The organism is Achromobacter pulmonis, from assembly GCF_902859765.1.
Lineage (GTDB): Bacteria > Pseudomonadota > Gammaproteobacteria > Burkholderiales > Burkholderiaceae_B > Achromobacter > Achromobacter pulmonis.
The window spans coordinates 1-14,574 of the sequence record NZ_CADIJV010000035.1; the positions used below are offsets into that span (position 1 = coordinate 1).

Consider the following 14,574-nt stretch of genomic DNA (forward strand, 5'->3'; position numbering starts at 1 on the left):
CAAGGCGCGCTGGGCCGCCGCCAGCGCCTGCTCGGCTTGCGCCGCGCTGGCTTCCGCATCGCGCAGCGCCTGGCGCGCGGCGGGCGCATCGGCGTCACCTGCAGCCGCCGCCGGCGGCAGCAGCGCCAGCCTGTCGGCCAGCTGCGTGCGCCGTGCCTGAGCCTCATTGCGCTGGGCGCGCAATGCGTCCACGCCCTTGGGCGCGTGGATCGCCAGTGTCTTGCGCATGGCTTCCAGCTCGCGCTGCAAGGCGATGCCGCGCGCATGGCGTTCCTCGGCCTCGGCCGCGTGGGCCACGCCCAGGCGCGACAGCAAGGCGGCGCTGGCCGCCTGCATCTCGGCCAGCTCGCGCTTGAGCGCCGGCAGGTCCTGGCCACCCGGCTCGATGCGCAGGCGGCCCAGTCCGGGCAGTTCCAGTTCGGCCGCGGCGGTCAGCAGCAACTCGCCGCTGCCGGCCAGCGCGGCGCCGTCCAGCCGCGCCTCGCGGCCCGCCTCCAGCGCGTATGACAGGCGCGTGGCGATGGCCTGCTGGCGCAATTGCAAGTCGCCCAATGCGCGTTCGCTCTTGCGCAAGGCCTGGATGTCGGCGTCGGCGATCTCGATGCGCACGGATTCGGCCTTCAAGGTCGAGCCCTGCTCGATCAGGCGGGTGGCTTCCTCGAGCGCGCCATCCAGGCGTTCGATGTCGCGCGCCAACTGCTCGAGCTGGTGTTCGAGGTCGCGGCGGTCGGCCACGGCCTGTACGGCCGCGACCCGCTGGCGCGCCGCTTCGGCGGCGGCGGCGTGCGTGTCGCGCAGCTTGCGGGCACGGGCCAACGGCGCCTGCGCCTCATGGACCGCCGCGCGCGCAGCCCGGGCCTGCGCCGCCAGGGCCTGGAATTCGGCTTCATCCTGCTGGTCGCGGCGCACCTGTTCCTGCAGCACCGCGAGCGTCTGCGCCGCCTGGCGTTGTTCGCGTTGCAGCCCTTCGAACGCCTCGCGTTCCTTGGCCACGGCGGCCAGCCGGGCGCGCGCCTCGGCGGCGCGGGCCTCGAAGTCCTTCCACGGTTGGCCGGCCTCGGCGCGCGCATGCTCGGCGCGCAGCGCCGCCAGCCGGTCGACGTCGGCATCGAGCTGGGCCTTGGCCTGGGCGCAACTGTCACGCTCGGCCTGGGCGGCGGCGAGCGCGTCCTCCGCGTCTTTGTAGATGCCCTTGGGACGGCCATTGCGCGCGTCCAGCAAGGTGGCGCGTTCTGCGGCCACGCGCTCGTACAGCCGGTCGCCGTCGCCGGAGGCCAACTCGCCCGACAATTGCGTCAGGGCTTCGCGCAGATGGCTGCCGGCATGGCCGGCGGCGGTTTGCAGGTTCTGGCCCTCGCCCTGCTGGATCCACAGCAGGCCCGGCACGCCGGCCAGGTCGGGCTTGCTCTGGCCACGCGTGGCCAGTTCGAAACCGAGCAGCGCGGCCAGCGTGTTCTCGGCTTCCTCGCCTTCAAGGCGCTGCGCGCCGCCGTCGACCAGCAGCTCGCAGCGGGCCCGCGACAGGAAGTATTTCTTCAGCTGGTAATCATGGCCGTCATGGCTGAACGCCAGCTCGACGCCGGGCCGCGCGCCGCTCTCGCCCCGTGGGGCCAGGTCGGACACGGTGCGGGTGCTGTAGCGCTCCAGGAACGCGGCGCGGATGGCCGCGGCCACGGTGCTCTTGCCGGCTTCGTTGGGGCCGACGAACAGGTTCAGGCCATCCTGCAGGCCATCCAGCACCAGCGGTTGGCGGAACTTGCGGAACTCTTCCAGGGCGATGCGCGTGAGCTTCATTGCGCGCCTCCCGCGGCCGTGCCTTCGCGCTGGAACCGCAGCAGCAGCCGCAACGCTTCGCCAGCCACCGCCGCCTGATCGGGATCGGCCTGCATGGCCCGCAACTGCGCGGCCACTTCGCCGACATAACCGCTGGCGGCCCCCAGTTGCGCCAGATCGGCCTCGTCGGGTTCGAGCAACAGGCCGGAAAAATCGGCCAGCACGGCCCTGGCCTGCGCGGCAGCCTGAGCGACGGCGCGTTGCAGCGCCTCCCAGGTCGGCACGTTGACGTGGCCCTGCAATTCCAGCCGCAGCACGTCATCGGCCCGCAGCGCCGCCAGGCGTTCGGCCAGCGCCTGGGCGTCGGTCGGCAGGCTCAGGGTTTCGGTCCAGGCCGACCAGCGGTACCTGCCGGTGGCCACGCGTTCGACCTGCGGCGCGGCGCCGGGCGCGGCGATGCGCACGTCCAGCGCATAGCCGGGTTCGTTGCCACGGAAGCGGTCCTGCTCGGGCGTGCCGGCGTACCAGGTGCGTTCGTCGATGGACAGGCAACCGTGCCAGTCGCCCAGCGCCAGGTAGTCGAGCCGCGCGCGGGCGGCGCGGTCGGGCGCGATCGGGTTGGTGGCGTCGATCGTGTCGGGCAGGCGTCCGGCCACGCTGCCGTGGGCCAGGCCGACGCGGACACGGCCGGCCTGGGATTCCATGGCGTCGAAGGCCTGGGTGACGTCGTCGTAGGTATGGCGCTGCGTGAGCGGCGCGGCCAGCACCGCGAGGTTCTGCGGCGCCAGGTCGACCACGCCCGCGCGCAACGGCACTTGCACATTGGGCGGAATGCAGCCCAGTTGCGCGGCGCGGCTCCAGACGCTGTCGGCCAGCGCCGCGTCGTGGTTGCCGGCGATCATGACCCAGGGGCCGGTGTAGCCGGCCAGCGCGGCGAACAGGCGGCGGATGGTGCGGTCGGACACGGCCTGGGTGTCGAACACGTCGCCAGCCACCAGTACCGCGTCGACCTGGCGCTCGGCGGCCAGCGCGGCGATGCGCGTGACGACATCGATGCGGGCCTCGGCCAGCAAGGCGGCGTCATCGGTGTCGAACTGGCCGTACTGACGGCCGATCTGCCAATCGGCGGTATGCAGGAAATGGGTCATGCCGGGATTGTAGAGGCCCAGGCCGGCCGCCAGGGACATCCGCACGCGTGGCGCTGTCGCAGAAACATCCGCCCGGATTCGCACGGAACAACGGCCCGGCGGGCATTGTGTGCCGGCCGGGCCGTCGGGACGCCGGCTTATGGCCGGCGCCGGGGGAAAAATGGATGGGAGGGATCGACCGCGGATCAGGCGCCCTTGCCGCCCAGCACCAACGGCCGTTCAGCCGACGCGTGGCGGTCGTAGCGCGACAGCGCCAGGCCGTCGGTGCGGATCTGCGGACGCTGGCCCAGCACCTGGTCGGCCACCAGCTTGCCCGAGCCGCAGGCCATGGTCCAACCCAGCGTGCCGTGCCCCGTATTCAGGAACAGGTTGCCATAGCGGGTCGGGCCGACCACGGGCGTGCTGTCCGGCGTCATGGGGCGCAGGCCGGTCCAGAACTCGGCGCGGGCCACGTCGCCGCTGCCCGGGAACAGGTCGTCGACCACCAGTTCCAGGGTTTTGCGGCGGGCGTCCTTCAGGCGCAGGTCGAAGCCCGACAACTCGGCCATGCCGCCGACGCGGATACGGTCGTCGAAGCGGGTGACGGCGATCTTGTAGGTCTCGTCCAGGATGGTCGAGACCGGCGCGGCGGCGTCGTCCTTCATGGGGATGGTCAGCGAGTAGCCCTTGACCGGATACACCGGCAGTTCCAGGCCGAGCGGCGCCAGAAAGTCGCGGGTGTAGCTGCCGAAGGCGGCGACGTAGCGGTCGGCCGTCAGGACGTCGTTGCCGACGCGCACGCCAGTGACCTGGCCGCCGGCGGTGTTCAGGCCGCTCACCGACTGGTTGTAGCGGAACTCCACGCCCAGCGCCGCGGCCATTTCGGCCAGGCGGGTGGTGAACAGGCGGCAGTCGCCGGTCTCGTCGTTGGGCAGGCGCAGGCCGCCGGCCAGCTTGTGCAGCGAACGCGCCAAGGCCGGTTCGGCGGTCACCAGGCGGTTGCGGTCCAGCAGTTCGTAGGGCACGCCCACTTCTTCCAGCACCGCGATATCGCGGCGCGCGGCTTCCATCTGCGCCTCGGTGCGGAACAGTTGCAGCGTGCCGCGGGCGCGCTCTTCATAATGGATACCGGTGTCGGCGCGCAGTTCGCGCAGGCAGTCGCGGCTATATTCAGCCAGGCGCAGCATGCGTTCCTTGTTGACCGCGTAGCGCTCGGCCGAACAGTTGGCCAGCATCGCCGCCATCCATTTCAGCTGATACAGGCTGCCATCCAGGCGGATCGCCAACGGCGCGTGCTTCTTGAACAGCCACTTGATGGCCTTGAGCGGAATGCCAGGCGCGGCCCATGGCGTGGAATAGCCCGGCGAGACCTGGCCGGCATTGGCATAGCTGGTCTCCAGGGCGGAGCCGGGCTGGCGCTCCAGCACCGTCACTTTGGCGCCCTGACGGGCCAGGTAATAGGCGGTGGTGGTGCCGATGACGCCGCTGCCGAGGACGATGACGTGCATGATTCTTTCCGAAGTTTGGATTTGGTCGGGAATTTCGGTAGTCTAAGAGCCTGATCGCAGTGAAAAACACTGATTATTTTCATTCGGCAGTGCTTTTTCCCGGACAGACCTCCTTTTTCGACCGCCAAAAGTGAAATGCGCGACCTCGACCGTATCGACCTCAAAATCCTGGATATCCTGCAGCGCGAAGGCCGTATTTCCGTGACGGAACTGGCCGAGCGGGTGAGCCTGTCGGCCACCCCCTGCTCGGACCGCATCAAGCGCATGGAGCGCGAGGGTGTGATCTCCGGTTACCATGCGCGCGTCAATCCGGCGGCGCTCGGCAAGAACCTGCTGGTGTTCCTGGAGATCAAGCTCTCTGCCAAGTCGGGCGACGTGTTCGACAAGGTCAAGAAAGAGCTGCTGTATGTGCCCGAAGTCATGGAATGCCACCTGGTGTCGGGCGATTTCGATTACCTGGTCAAGGCCCGCCTGACCGAGATGAACGAGTACCGCCGTCTTCTGGGCGAGATCCTCAAGCGCCTGCCCGCGTCGGCCGAATCACGCAGCTATGTGGTGATGGAGGAAATCAAGGAGACCCTGTACCTGCCCGTCGACCGGTAGCAATTCCCGCGTCTTGTTACCGGACCTTGCGCCGCCTGCTGCTATGCTGGCGGCCCTTCCGGTTCGCGCGACGCGCCGAGCCCGACCCCGATTTCCTGGCTTTACGACTATGACCCGTCTCTACAAGTACTTTTTCCGTGGACTGATCACCGTCCTGCCGCTGGCGCTGACGATCTACCTGCTGTACATCTTCCTGGCCTGGACCGAGGCAGTGGCGCTGACCTTCCTGCGCCCCTTCATCGGCGGCTTCTACTTCCCGGGCCTGGGATTGCTGCTGGGCATCCTGGGCATCCTGGCGATCGGCTACCTGGTGTCCAAGGAGCGCGTCAAGCGCGTCATGACGCTGCTGGAAATGCCCTTCACCAACCTGCCGGTGGTCAAGAGCATCTATTCGTCGCTCAAGAGCTTCGCCGACTACTTCTCGCCCAGCTCCAAGGCCACCGCCCAGCAGGTGGTGATCCTGCGCATCCCGGGCCAGCAGTTGGAGCTGGTCGGCCTGGTGACGCGCCGCAGCCTGGAAGGCCTGCCGGAAGGTTTCTCCCAGGGCGACCGGGTCGCCGTCTATCTGCCGATGGGCTATATGATCGGGGGGTACACCGTGTTCGTGCCGCAGGAATGGGTGCAGCCGATCCAGATGTCGGTCGAGGAAGCCATGCGCTCGTCGCTGATTGCCTGGATGGCGCGCGCCGAAGCCCCCAATGGCCGTCCGGTGGCGCCGGCCGACGCGCCGCCCGGCCCGCCCGTGCCCCCCCGCCGGCGGCAATGTGCCGGATGGCCAGGGCTGAGCGCCGCCCGCCTTTCTTTCAACAGCCGTTCTTTCCATGCCCATCATCGAATTCACGCTTGCCGAAGGCAGCCCTTTTATTGAAGTCAACCAGCTGCTCAAGGCCACCGGCGTCTGCGACAGCGGCGGCGCCGGCAAGATGCTGGTGGCCGCCGGCCACGTGAGCGTGGGCGGCGTGGTTGAACATCGCAAGACCGCCAAGATCCGGCCCGGCCAGATCGTCACCTGCGGCGACACGCGTATCGTGGTGCGCGCATCATGAAGTTCAAGATGTCGCAGAATTCCATCTTCGCGGTGCTGCTGCGCTCGCCCTGGTGGATGAGCGCCGGCGTGGCGCTGCTGCTGTCGGCGGGCGGTTTCGCCGTCCTGCCGCTGGAGTACGCGGCCATGGGCGTGTTCGCGGCGGTGCCGTTCGCGGTGATCGCCATCATGGCGGCTTACAAGCAACTGCGCGCGCCCTCGGGCGCCCGCGTCGAGGCCGTGGCGCAAGCCGCCGCGGCCATGTCTTGGCAGCAATTCGCCGCCACGGTCGAAGCCGGCTTTCGCCGCGACGGCTGCGAGGTCGAACGGCTGCAAGGACCCGGCGCCGATTTCGCCCTGACCAAGGACGGCCACGTCGCGATGGTCGGCGCCAAGCGCTGGAAGGCCGCGCGCGTCGGCGTCGAGCCCCTGCGCGAACTGCAGACCGCGCGCGAAAAGCGCGGCGCACGCGAAGCCATTTATATCGCCCTGGGCGAGGTATCCGACAACGCACTGCAGTACGCCCGCGCCCAGGGCGTGTCGCTGATGACGGCGCCGGAACTGGCCAAGCTGCTGCGCGACCTGAAACCCTGACCGCCGGCGCCGGGCCGGACGCCCGCGCCGATCCCAGCCGCCGCGAATGCCGCGCCCGCGCGCTTGGCGCCTGAACCCTGGAAACGACATCCCATGAGCTTCCTGAAGAAACAGCCTGGCAAGCAAGCCGCCCCCGCCGCTGACGGCGCCTCGCCCGCGACGGACGCCGCGCCGGTTGCCGGACCGGACGAACAGGCCGGCATGATCCGCGCCTACGACGCCTACGGCCGCGAGATCTTCGTGCCGCGCGACCAATGGCGCGACAACGTGCTGGCCGGCGCCATCGAGCGCCACTGGGATGACGCCGATTCCCTGGCCGGCCTGATCATCCAGTCGCTTGGCGACGGCTTCATCGATGAAATGCTCAAGCCCGCCGACCGTCTGGTCGAACTGCAGCCCGGCGTCGAGCGCGGCGTGGTGCTGCAGGCCATCGTCCACATGAAAACCGGCCGCCTGGACCAGGCCGAGCGTGCCCTGCGCGACTTCATCGGCCAACATGGCGCAACCGGTGTCGTCCTGACCAACCTGGCCAAGATCCAGGACGAGCGCGGCGACGAGGCTGCCGCCCTGGAAACGCTGTGGCGCGCGCTGGAACTGGACCCGAACCAGGACAACGGCCTGGGCTGGTACGAGGCCATCCACCGCGAGCACGGCGGCGATGCGGCCGGCGTGGCCGCCATGCGCAAGGTCGCCGCGCTGCCCGGCAGCTGGCGCGCCCAGCTGTGGCTGGCGCACGGCGAACTGGGCGCGCACAACCTGTCCGGCGCGCTCGCCATGTACCAACAAGCGCTGACGCGCGCCGGCACGCCCGCGCCCGCCGACCTGCTGGCGCAGATGAGCGGCGATCTGGGCAACGCCGGCGCGATCGAGCCGATCGTGCAGCTCGCCGGGCCGCGCTTCGATGCCGCCGTGCACGGCATCCAGGTCGGCAACAACCTGATCCGCGCCTACGTCGAACTGGGCCGGCCCGACCAGGCCCGCGCCATCCTCGACCAGCTCTACGCGCAGCAGCGCCCCGACTGGAAGGACAACCTGGCCTATTGGGACACCGAACTGGCGCGCGCCGCGCTGGGCGACGGCGCGGCCGAACCGGCGCAGATGCGGCTGGCGATGCTGCTGGGTCGCGGCCCGGTGTGGCTGACGCCCGAGTCGCCCGCGGCGGCGCTGTTCACACCGGTGACGCCCGACCGTCCACTGGTGTCGTTCCTGGGCGGCTCGGCCGAGATCGGCGCGGCGCCCGAGCGCGCCGAGCGGCAACTGGCCGACGCCACCGGCCGCCTGAGCCGCGCGCTGCCGCTGTACTTCAACGAGCAGTTGGCGCTGCGCTGCGGCCTGCGCACGCAGACGCTGGTGCCGTGGCTGACCGAACCCCATCCCGGCTTCCTGTTGAGCGGCGCGGCCTGGGACGACACCGATGCCGTCGGCTACGCGCAGCAATGCGAGGCGCAAAGCGATTTCGTAGTGATCTCGCACCTGGTCACCACCGCCGAGCCGTGGCGCGCCGAGGTGCGCATGGTGCGCACCGAAGACGCCGAGTGCGTCGGCGCCCTGTCGGCCGAATTCCCGATGGCCGACCCGACCGCCGCGATTCAGCGCCTGACCGAGGAGCTGGTGGCGCTGGCAGGCCGCGTCACCGCGCGGCCGCCGTTGACGGCCCCGGCCCACTATACGGTCCCGGACGGCGCGGCCTTCCCGTATTACCTGCTGCGCCTGGAGCAGTTGCTGGCGGTGCGCTGCAACGGCGCCAACCCGGACCAGCCCGGGCAGCTCAATGGCGAACGCGAGATCCTGGACGGCAACCTGCGCCAGTGCCTGGATTTTCCGCACAGCGTCAACGCGCGCCTGCTGCTGGCGCAGACGGTGCGCGCCATGAAGACGGTACGGCCCGACGTAGCCGGCGAGTTCGAGGAAAAGATCGCGCGGCTGCAACGCGAGCAGCCACTGGCGGCGCCGGCGCAGGCCGCGGTGCAGGCCCTGCTGGACTGAGACCCGGCGGGCGCGGCGTTCTGCCCTGCCCGCCACGTCCAGCGCGCCGCCGGCGCGGGCGGCCGCCAAACGGCGCCTCCGCTTACAGCGCGCGCGCGATCACCAACCGCTGGATATCGCTGGTGCCTTCGTAGATCTGGCACACGCGCACATCGCGATAGATGCGTTCGACCGGGAAGTCGGCCAGGTAGCCATAGCCGCCCAGCGTCTGGATGGCGGCCGAGCAGACCTTCTCGGCCATTTCTGAAGCGAACAGCTTGGCCATCGAGGCCTCGGTCAGCGCCGGCCGGCCGGCCTCGCGCAACGCGGCCGCGTGCAGCACCATCTGGCGCGCCGCGTGGATCTGCGTGGCCATGTCCGCCAGCCGGAACGACACCGCCTGGTGCTCCATGATCGGTTTGCCGAAAGCCTGGCGGTCGCGCGCATAGTCGCGCGCGCACTCGAACGCCGCGCGCGCCATGCCGACCGATTGGGCGGCGATGCCGATGCGCCCGCCCTCCAGGTTCGACAGCGCGATCCTGTAACCCTCGCCCTCCTCGCCCAGCCGCCACGCGGCGGGAATACGCATGTCCTCGAAGGCGATCTGGCAGGTATCCGACAGATGCTGGCCGAGCTTGTCTTCGACCCGCACCACCTGATAGCCCGGCGTGTCGGTCGGCACGATGAAGGCCGAGATGCCGCGCTTGCCGGCCTGCGGGTCGGTCACCGCGAACACGATCACCAACTGCCCGGTGCGGCCCGAGGTGATGAACTGCTTGGCGCCGTTGAGCACGTAGTGGTCGCCATCGCGCACCGCGCGGGTGCGCAGGCTGCTGGCGTCGGAACCAGCCTGCGGTTCGGTCAGCGCGAAGCCGCCGATGGACGCACCGCTGGCGAGCGGCCGCAGGAACTGGTCTTTCTGCGCGTCGGTGCCGTACTTCAGGATCGGCATGCAGGCGACCGAGTTGTGCACGCTCATGATGGTCGAGCAGGCGCCGTTGCCGGCCGCGATCTCTTCGAGCGCCACGGCGTACGACAGGTAGCCGCTGGCGTTGCCGTCCCATTCCTCCGGCACCAGCATGCCGAAAAAGCCCAGCTCGGCCATTTCGCGGATGGCATCGGCCGGATAGTGGTGTTCGCGGTCCCAGCGCTCCGAATTCGGCGCCAGGCGTTCCTGCGCAAAACGGTGCGCCATGTCCTGGACGCTGAGTTGTTCTTCGGTCAAAAGCATGTCGATGTCTCCTGGTCGGGCAGTGCCGGACTGGCGCGGGTGAGCGCCGTCCATGTTCTCTTGCGCGGGCCGGCGGCCCGGGATGCGGGCGCGGCACGCTTGCGAGGATACACCGGCGGCGGGCGCCCTAGCGTTCGCCGCAGTGCGGATGCCGCTTGAGCCGTCGATGGAAGTCCTGCGCCAGCTGGTCCATGCGGATCGTCGCGAAGCGTTCCAGCAGCAGGCGGCGAGATTCGGCCATCGCGCCCTCGAGCCCGGCGTTGACGGCCTGCTCCACCAGGCATTTCGGTTCGCTCTGGTCCAGCCCGAGCGCGAAGATCGGCGGCTCGCCCAGCGCCTGGTAGACATCCAGCAAGGTCAGCCCGGACAACGGGCGCGTCAGCACCCAGCCGCCCCCGTGGCCCTTCTCCGATTGCACGTAACCGCGGTCGCGCAGGCCGGACATCATGCGCCGCACCACCACGGGATTGGTGTTGAGCATCTTGCCGATGGTCTCGGAGGTCAGCGGCGCATCCTGCTCCGCCATGTGCAGCAGCACATGCAGCATGCGGGACAGACGGTTATCGCTGCGCATGGAAAGACTCCTGATTCATGGTTTGAAACATTATAAGTTGCATGACTGTCGCCGCCCGCCGTATCATGCAACTTTTAAAGTATCGAGAAAGTCATGTCGCCCGCAAAACCGCCCCTCTGCTACGACGCCATCATCATCGGCGGCAGCTTCGCCGGCCTGTCGGCCGCCATGCAACTGGCCCGTGCCCGACGCCGCATCGCACTGGTTGACGCCGGCCAGCCGCGCAACCGATTCGCGGCCCATTCGCATGGTTTCCTGGGCCAGGACGGCAATACGCCGGCCGGGATCGTGGCCGTGGGCCGCGCCCAGTTGGCCGCCTACCGCACGGTGGATTGCATCGACGGCACCGCCGCCAGCGCCAGCGGCGAATCGGGACGCTTCCGCATCACCCTGGAAGACGGCCGCGAACTGCGCGGCGCCCGCCTGATCCTGGCCATCGGCGTGCGCGACGAACTGCCCGCCCTGCCCGGCCTCGCCGAACGCTGGGGCCGTTCGGTGCTGCATTGCCCCTATTGCCACGGCTATGAAGTGGCCGACCAGCCGCTCGGCGTGCTGGCCGCCCATCCCATGTCTTCGCACCAGGCGGCGTTGCTGCCCGATTGGGGGCCGACCACCTATTTCACGCAGGGGCAGTTCGAGCCGGATGCCGAACAGGCCGCGCTACTGGCCGCCCGCGGCGTGCGCATCGAGCGCACCCCGGTGACACAGTTGCTGGGCCCGGCGCCACGCATCGACGCGGTGCAACTGGCCGATGGCCGCCGCCTGCTGGTCAATGCGCTGTTCGTCGCCAGCCGCGTGCACATGGCCAGCCCGCTGGCCATGCAACTGGGCTGCGCCTTCGACGAGGGACCGCTGGGGCCCTACCTGCGGGTGGATGATTTCAAGCAGACCACGGTGCCCGGCGTCCATGCGGCGGGCGATGCGAGCATGGCGATGGGCAATGCCACGCTGGCCAGCGCCTCGGGGGTGATGGCCGGCTTCGGCGTGCATCAATCGCTGGTGCGCGAAGGCCCGGTCAAGTGCTGGCCTGCACCGCCCAGCCGGCCGGCATGAGAAAACGCGCGTCCGGCTAGCGCGGGTCTGTCATGGCAGCGCCTTGCGGCCCGCGCTGGCGAATTTCTTCCAATCCTCGTTCTCGACCAGGGTCGAACGGAACACACGCAGCTTTTCGCAGCCCTTGATCGACTTGAGCACCTTCTTGACCTGATCGCACACCGTGGCCGGCAGCCACGGGCTGAGCGTGACGCGCTTGATGGTCGCCGGCGCCACCGGGATGCGCAGCACCGGGGTATCGCGGGTCCTGCGGCAGACGAACAGGCGGAACTCCTTTTCGTCGCGGAAGGCATGACGCTTGAGGAACGGCAGGTCGGCCTCAGCCGGCGGCTGCTCGCGCAGCGACTTGATGGTGCGGTACTGCACCGTCTCGGCCCGCAGGTCGGGCACGCCGCGCACCTGCGCCACCAGCTTTTCCTTGTCGAACTCGACGCAGACCCCGCCGCTGCCGTGCGAGAACACGCGCCAGTGGTGATAGGTCTCGGAGGCCTCGGCCATGCACAGCGCATAAATGCCCTGCAGGCGCTTGGCGCGCGCGTATTCCTCGATGTAGAACGAGTCGTTGCGGTCGTCCCACGCCTTCGGGTTGAGCAGCGCCAGTTCGCCCGTCTGCAGGTAGTCGATCAGGTAGGGAAGCTCGGTGTATCTGCGCAACGAGGCGGCCAAGGCGGTGCTCCGGTGTCTATCCAGTTGCCAGTCTACCCGCAACGCCGCCGCCACGACGTTACACTGGCCGCTTGCCACAAGGAGACCCCATGCAGCAGCACAATGGTGAAGAAAGACCGGCGCCACGGCGCCACGCGCCCACCAGCCGGCGGTTCTGGTTCATCGTCCTGGCAGGCACGCTGGCCGCCCTCGGTTATGACCTCTTGCCGCTCCTGCAGGGCGACCTGTCGGCCTTGAAGAAACTGCTGATCCCCGGGGCGCTGCTGGCCTGGCTCTATCGCGGCAGCAGCAGCGCCCGCTGGTTGCTGATGGCCTTGTTGCTGGGCTTTGGCGCGTGGAATATGTACATGGCGTCCTCGCTGATCGGCTACTCCGCCAGTCTCTGGGCGCACGTCTATGTGTTCAGCGGCTTCATGGTCGCCACGGGGCTGTATCTGGCCCTGGCGGGAAAAGACTTCGAGCACTACTGCAACTACGTTCACCTGCGCGATGCGCCCAAAGCGGCCGCCAGGCGGCGGGCCGCCGGACAGGTGGGTCGCTAGCGCCGCGCACGCCGGCAGGCGCGGCGGCCTGCCTTGAAGGCCGCGCCCCAGGCGGTCGGTCAGCGCAACGCCGTCTTGAAAAACGCGGCCACCGCCGCGTTGAAATCACGGTGCCATGCCGCCCGGTCGAAACCGGGCGCATCCTGGCAGATCGCCGGCACGGCCTCGGCCTGCGCGGCGGAACACGGCGCCAGGAAGGCGAAATGCCCGGCGCCGGCGACCCGATGGAACTCGGCGGATGCCAGGCCCTGGCGCAGCGCGTCGACACGGGCCGGCGTCACGCCATCGCCGCCTTGCGCCGAGGCCCACAACTGCACCGGCATCGACACCGCCTTGAGCGCGTCCGCGCTGAACACGTTGAGCGGGTCGGCGATGACCAGCGCCTTGATACGCGCATCCTTCACATAGGGTTGCGCCGGCACCTTGCCGTCGCGGATGTCACGGCACATCGGCAGCGTGGGCTGATCGGCGCAGATGTCCAGTCCCAGCCTGAAGTCCGGCGCCGCGCCCGCCAGCACCAGCCCCGTATAACCGCCGCGCGAGAAGCCGAACAAACCCACCGCGCCATCCAGTTGCGCCCGTTGCGGCCACACACCGGTCAGGTAGTCGATCAGCCGCCGGATCTCGCGCGGCCGGGTCGAGAAGATCGACAGATAGCCCTGCCGCGAACGGTCCAGCGCGTTGTCGCCGACGTGATTGATCGCCGCCACCACGAAGCCCGCATCCGCCAGCGCCGCAGCGGTGTCATGGTGGCTCAGGTACGACCCGGCCGAGCCATGCGAAATGACGATGAGCGCCTTGGGGCCTGCGGTCATCGGGCAGTCCGGCGTCGCCGCCAGGGTGACGCGGCCGATGGCCACCTCGCGCGCCGGCGCGGCGCACGGATACCAGACGCCGCCCTGCAACGCCGGGCCGTTCATGTCCATGGGCAGGCTCAAGCGCTGGAACCCGGCCGCGTGCGCAGCGCCGGCGATGAGGCATGACAGGGCGAAGCAGGAACGCAAGAAGGGCTTGAACATGGCATCGAAGAAAAGTTGGGCCAGCCCCGGCGGCCGATGCTGGAAAAAGCGCCAGCATACCGTACGGTCTGGAGCGTCCCCGCACGATTGTGCTATCATCGAAGCCCGCAGCCCGCCCACGAATCGCCATGACGCCGCGCGGCTCTGGGCACGCACCAGGATATCCATGACTAACCACTTCGAAAGCCCCTTCAAGGGCAAGCTGCTGTCCGAGGACGTCACCAACAAGAACATCAAGGTGGGCCGCTACAGCTACTACTCCGGCTATTACCATGGCCATTGCTTCGACGACTGCGCCCGCTACCTGATGCCGGACCGCGACGACGTCGACCAGCTGATCATCGGCAGCTTCTGCTCCATCGGCTCCGGCGCCGCCTTCATCATGGCGGGCAACCAGGGCCATCGGTACGACTGGGTATCGTCGTTCCCGTTCTTCTACATGAGCGAAGCGCCGGCCTTCGCGCAAGCGCGCGATGCCTACCAGAAGGCCGGCGACACCGTCGTCGGCAACGACGTCTGGATCGGCTCCGAAGCCATGATCATGCCGGGCGTCACCATCGGACACGGCGCCGTGATCGGCAGCCGCGCGCTCATCACCAAGGACGTGGAGCCCTATACGATCATGGGCGGCAATCCCGCCAAGCCGATCAGGAAGCGCTTTGCCGATGACGACATCGCGCTGCTGCTGGAGATGCAGTGGTGGGACTGGCCGGACGACAGGCTGGCCGGCGCCATGCCCTTGCTGTGCTCGGGCGATATCAAGCAACTGTACCGATATTGGCGCGACAGCCAGGCCGCGGCGCCGCGCCCCGCCTGAGGCCATCCCGCGACGGTCCCGTCCAACCTTGCGAGGCGCCCGCATCGCGGCGCCCAGAAAAAAAGCGCCACGGCAACC

The 14,574-nt window shown here is 69.0% G+C and carries 15 protein-coding genes; 8 read left to right on the forward strand and 7 right to left on the reverse strand.

The genetic code is table 11. The features are described 5' to 3' along the window. From HV701_RS22595 to HV701_RS22605, 3 genes are all read right to left on the reverse strand, one after another. The coding region (locus tag HV701_RS22595; protein ID WP_175135242.1) for an AAA family ATPase at nucleotides 1-1,794 on the reverse strand (1,794 nt) is incomplete at its 3' end. Further along, the gene (locus HV701_RS22600; RefSeq protein ID WP_175135286.1) at nucleotides 1,791-2,921 is read right to left on the reverse strand and encodes a metallophosphoesterase family protein; all 1,131 of its coding nucleotides are present in this window, start codon (nucleotides 2,919-2,921) and stop codon (nucleotides 1,791-1,793) included. The genes HV701_RS22595 and HV701_RS22600, both read right to left, overlap by 4 nt. Before the next feature lie 185 nt (nucleotides 2,922-3,106). Next, nucleotides 3,107-4,408: a D-amino acid dehydrogenase gene (locus HV701_RS22605; protein ID WP_175135243.1), complete on the reverse strand. Its 1,302-nt coding sequence runs from the start codon at nucleotides 4,406-4,408 to the stop codon at nucleotides 3,107-3,109. 135 nt (nucleotides 4,409-4,543) lie between these two features. On the opposite strand from HV701_RS22605, the gene HV701_RS22610 reads away from it, so the two are divergent. The 5 genes from HV701_RS22610 to HV701_RS22630 all read left to right on the forward strand — a co-directional run bounded on the left by HV701_RS22610 (nucleotide 4,544) and on the right by HV701_RS22630 (nucleotide 8,615). Next, nucleotides 4,544-5,011, forward strand: coding sequence for a winged helix-turn-helix transcriptional regulator (locus HV701_RS22610; RefSeq protein WP_026383576.1), 468 nt, complete (start codon nucleotides 4,544-4,546; stop codon nucleotides 5,009-5,011). Between the two features lie 109 nt (nucleotides 5,012-5,120). After that, nucleotides 5,121-5,879, forward strand: a complete 759-nt coding sequence (locus HV701_RS22615; RefSeq protein WP_254595231.1) for a DUF502 domain-containing protein — start codon at nucleotides 5,121-5,123, stop codon at nucleotides 5,877-5,879. Beyond that, nucleotides 5,833-6,057, forward strand: a complete 225-nt coding sequence (locus HV701_RS22620) for an RNA-binding S4 domain-containing protein (RefSeq protein ID WP_175135244.1) — start codon at nucleotides 5,833-5,835, stop codon at nucleotides 6,055-6,057. The genes HV701_RS22615 and HV701_RS22620 overlap by 47 nt, the downstream gene beginning before the upstream one ends. Beyond that, on the forward strand, nucleotides 6,054-6,629 hold the full coding sequence (locus HV701_RS22625) for a restriction endonuclease (protein WP_175135245.1): 576 nt from the start codon (nucleotides 6,054-6,056) through the stop codon (nucleotides 6,627-6,629). The genes HV701_RS22620 and HV701_RS22625 overlap by 4 nt, the downstream gene beginning before the upstream one ends. 93 nt (nucleotides 6,630-6,722) lie before the next feature. Continuing rightward, nucleotides 6,723-8,615 carry a tetratricopeptide repeat protein gene (locus HV701_RS22630; protein WP_175135246.1) on the forward strand — a complete coding sequence of 631 codons (1,893 nt, stop codon included), beginning with the start codon at nucleotides 6,723-6,725 and terminating at the stop codon, nucleotides 8,613-8,615. An 82-nt stretch (nucleotides 8,616-8,697) separates the two neighbouring features. Here HV701_RS22630 and HV701_RS22635 read toward each other — a convergent pair whose 3' ends face one another. Beyond that, on the reverse strand, nucleotides 8,698-9,825 hold the full coding sequence (locus HV701_RS22635) for an acyl-CoA dehydrogenase family protein (protein WP_175135247.1): 1,128 nt from the start codon (nucleotides 9,823-9,825) through the stop codon (nucleotides 8,698-8,700). Between the two features lie 127 nt (nucleotides 9,826-9,952). Next, complete coding sequence (locus HV701_RS22640) at nucleotides 9,953-10,399, reverse strand: Rrf2 family transcriptional regulator (protein ID WP_175135248.1); 447 nt, start codon at nucleotides 10,397-10,399, stop codon at nucleotides 9,953-9,955. A 93-nt stretch (nucleotides 10,400-10,492) separates the two neighbouring features. Here HV701_RS22640 and HV701_RS22645 point away from each other — a divergent pair, with 93 nt between their 5' ends. Continuing rightward, a complete protein-coding gene (locus tag HV701_RS22645) occupies nucleotides 10,493-11,452 on the forward strand; it encodes an NAD(P)/FAD-dependent oxidoreductase (RefSeq protein ID WP_175135249.1) in 960 nt (319 codons plus the stop codon). Nucleotides 11,453-11,482: 30 nt separating this feature from the next. Here the strand turns inward: HV701_RS22645 and HV701_RS22650 are convergent, their stop codons facing one another. After that, nucleotides 11,483-12,118, reverse strand: coding sequence for a DUF2971 domain-containing protein (locus tag HV701_RS22650; protein WP_254595232.1), 636 nt, complete (start codon nucleotides 12,116-12,118; stop codon nucleotides 11,483-11,485). Nucleotides 12,119-12,207: 89 nt separating this feature from the next. Here HV701_RS22650 and HV701_RS22655 point away from each other — a divergent pair, with 89 nt between their 5' ends. Next, on the forward strand, nucleotides 12,208-12,660 hold the full coding sequence (locus HV701_RS22655; protein WP_175135250.1) for a hypothetical protein: 453 nt from the start codon (nucleotides 12,208-12,210) through the stop codon (nucleotides 12,658-12,660). Between the two features lie 59 nt (nucleotides 12,661-12,719). Here HV701_RS22655 and HV701_RS22660 read toward each other — a convergent pair whose 3' ends face one another. Next, a complete protein-coding gene (locus HV701_RS22660; RefSeq protein WP_175135251.1) occupies nucleotides 12,720-13,679 on the reverse strand; it encodes an alpha/beta hydrolase family protein in 960 nt (319 codons plus the stop codon). 166 nt (nucleotides 13,680-13,845) lie between these two features. Between HV701_RS22660 and catB the strand changes: the two genes are divergently transcribed. Then, the gene (catB, locus tag HV701_RS22665; protein WP_175135252.1) at nucleotides 13,846-14,496 is read left to right on the forward strand and encodes a type B chloramphenicol O-acetyltransferase; all 651 of its coding nucleotides are present in this window, start codon (nucleotides 13,846-13,848) and stop codon (nucleotides 14,494-14,496) included. Nucleotides 14,497-14,574 lie beyond the last annotated feature (78 nt).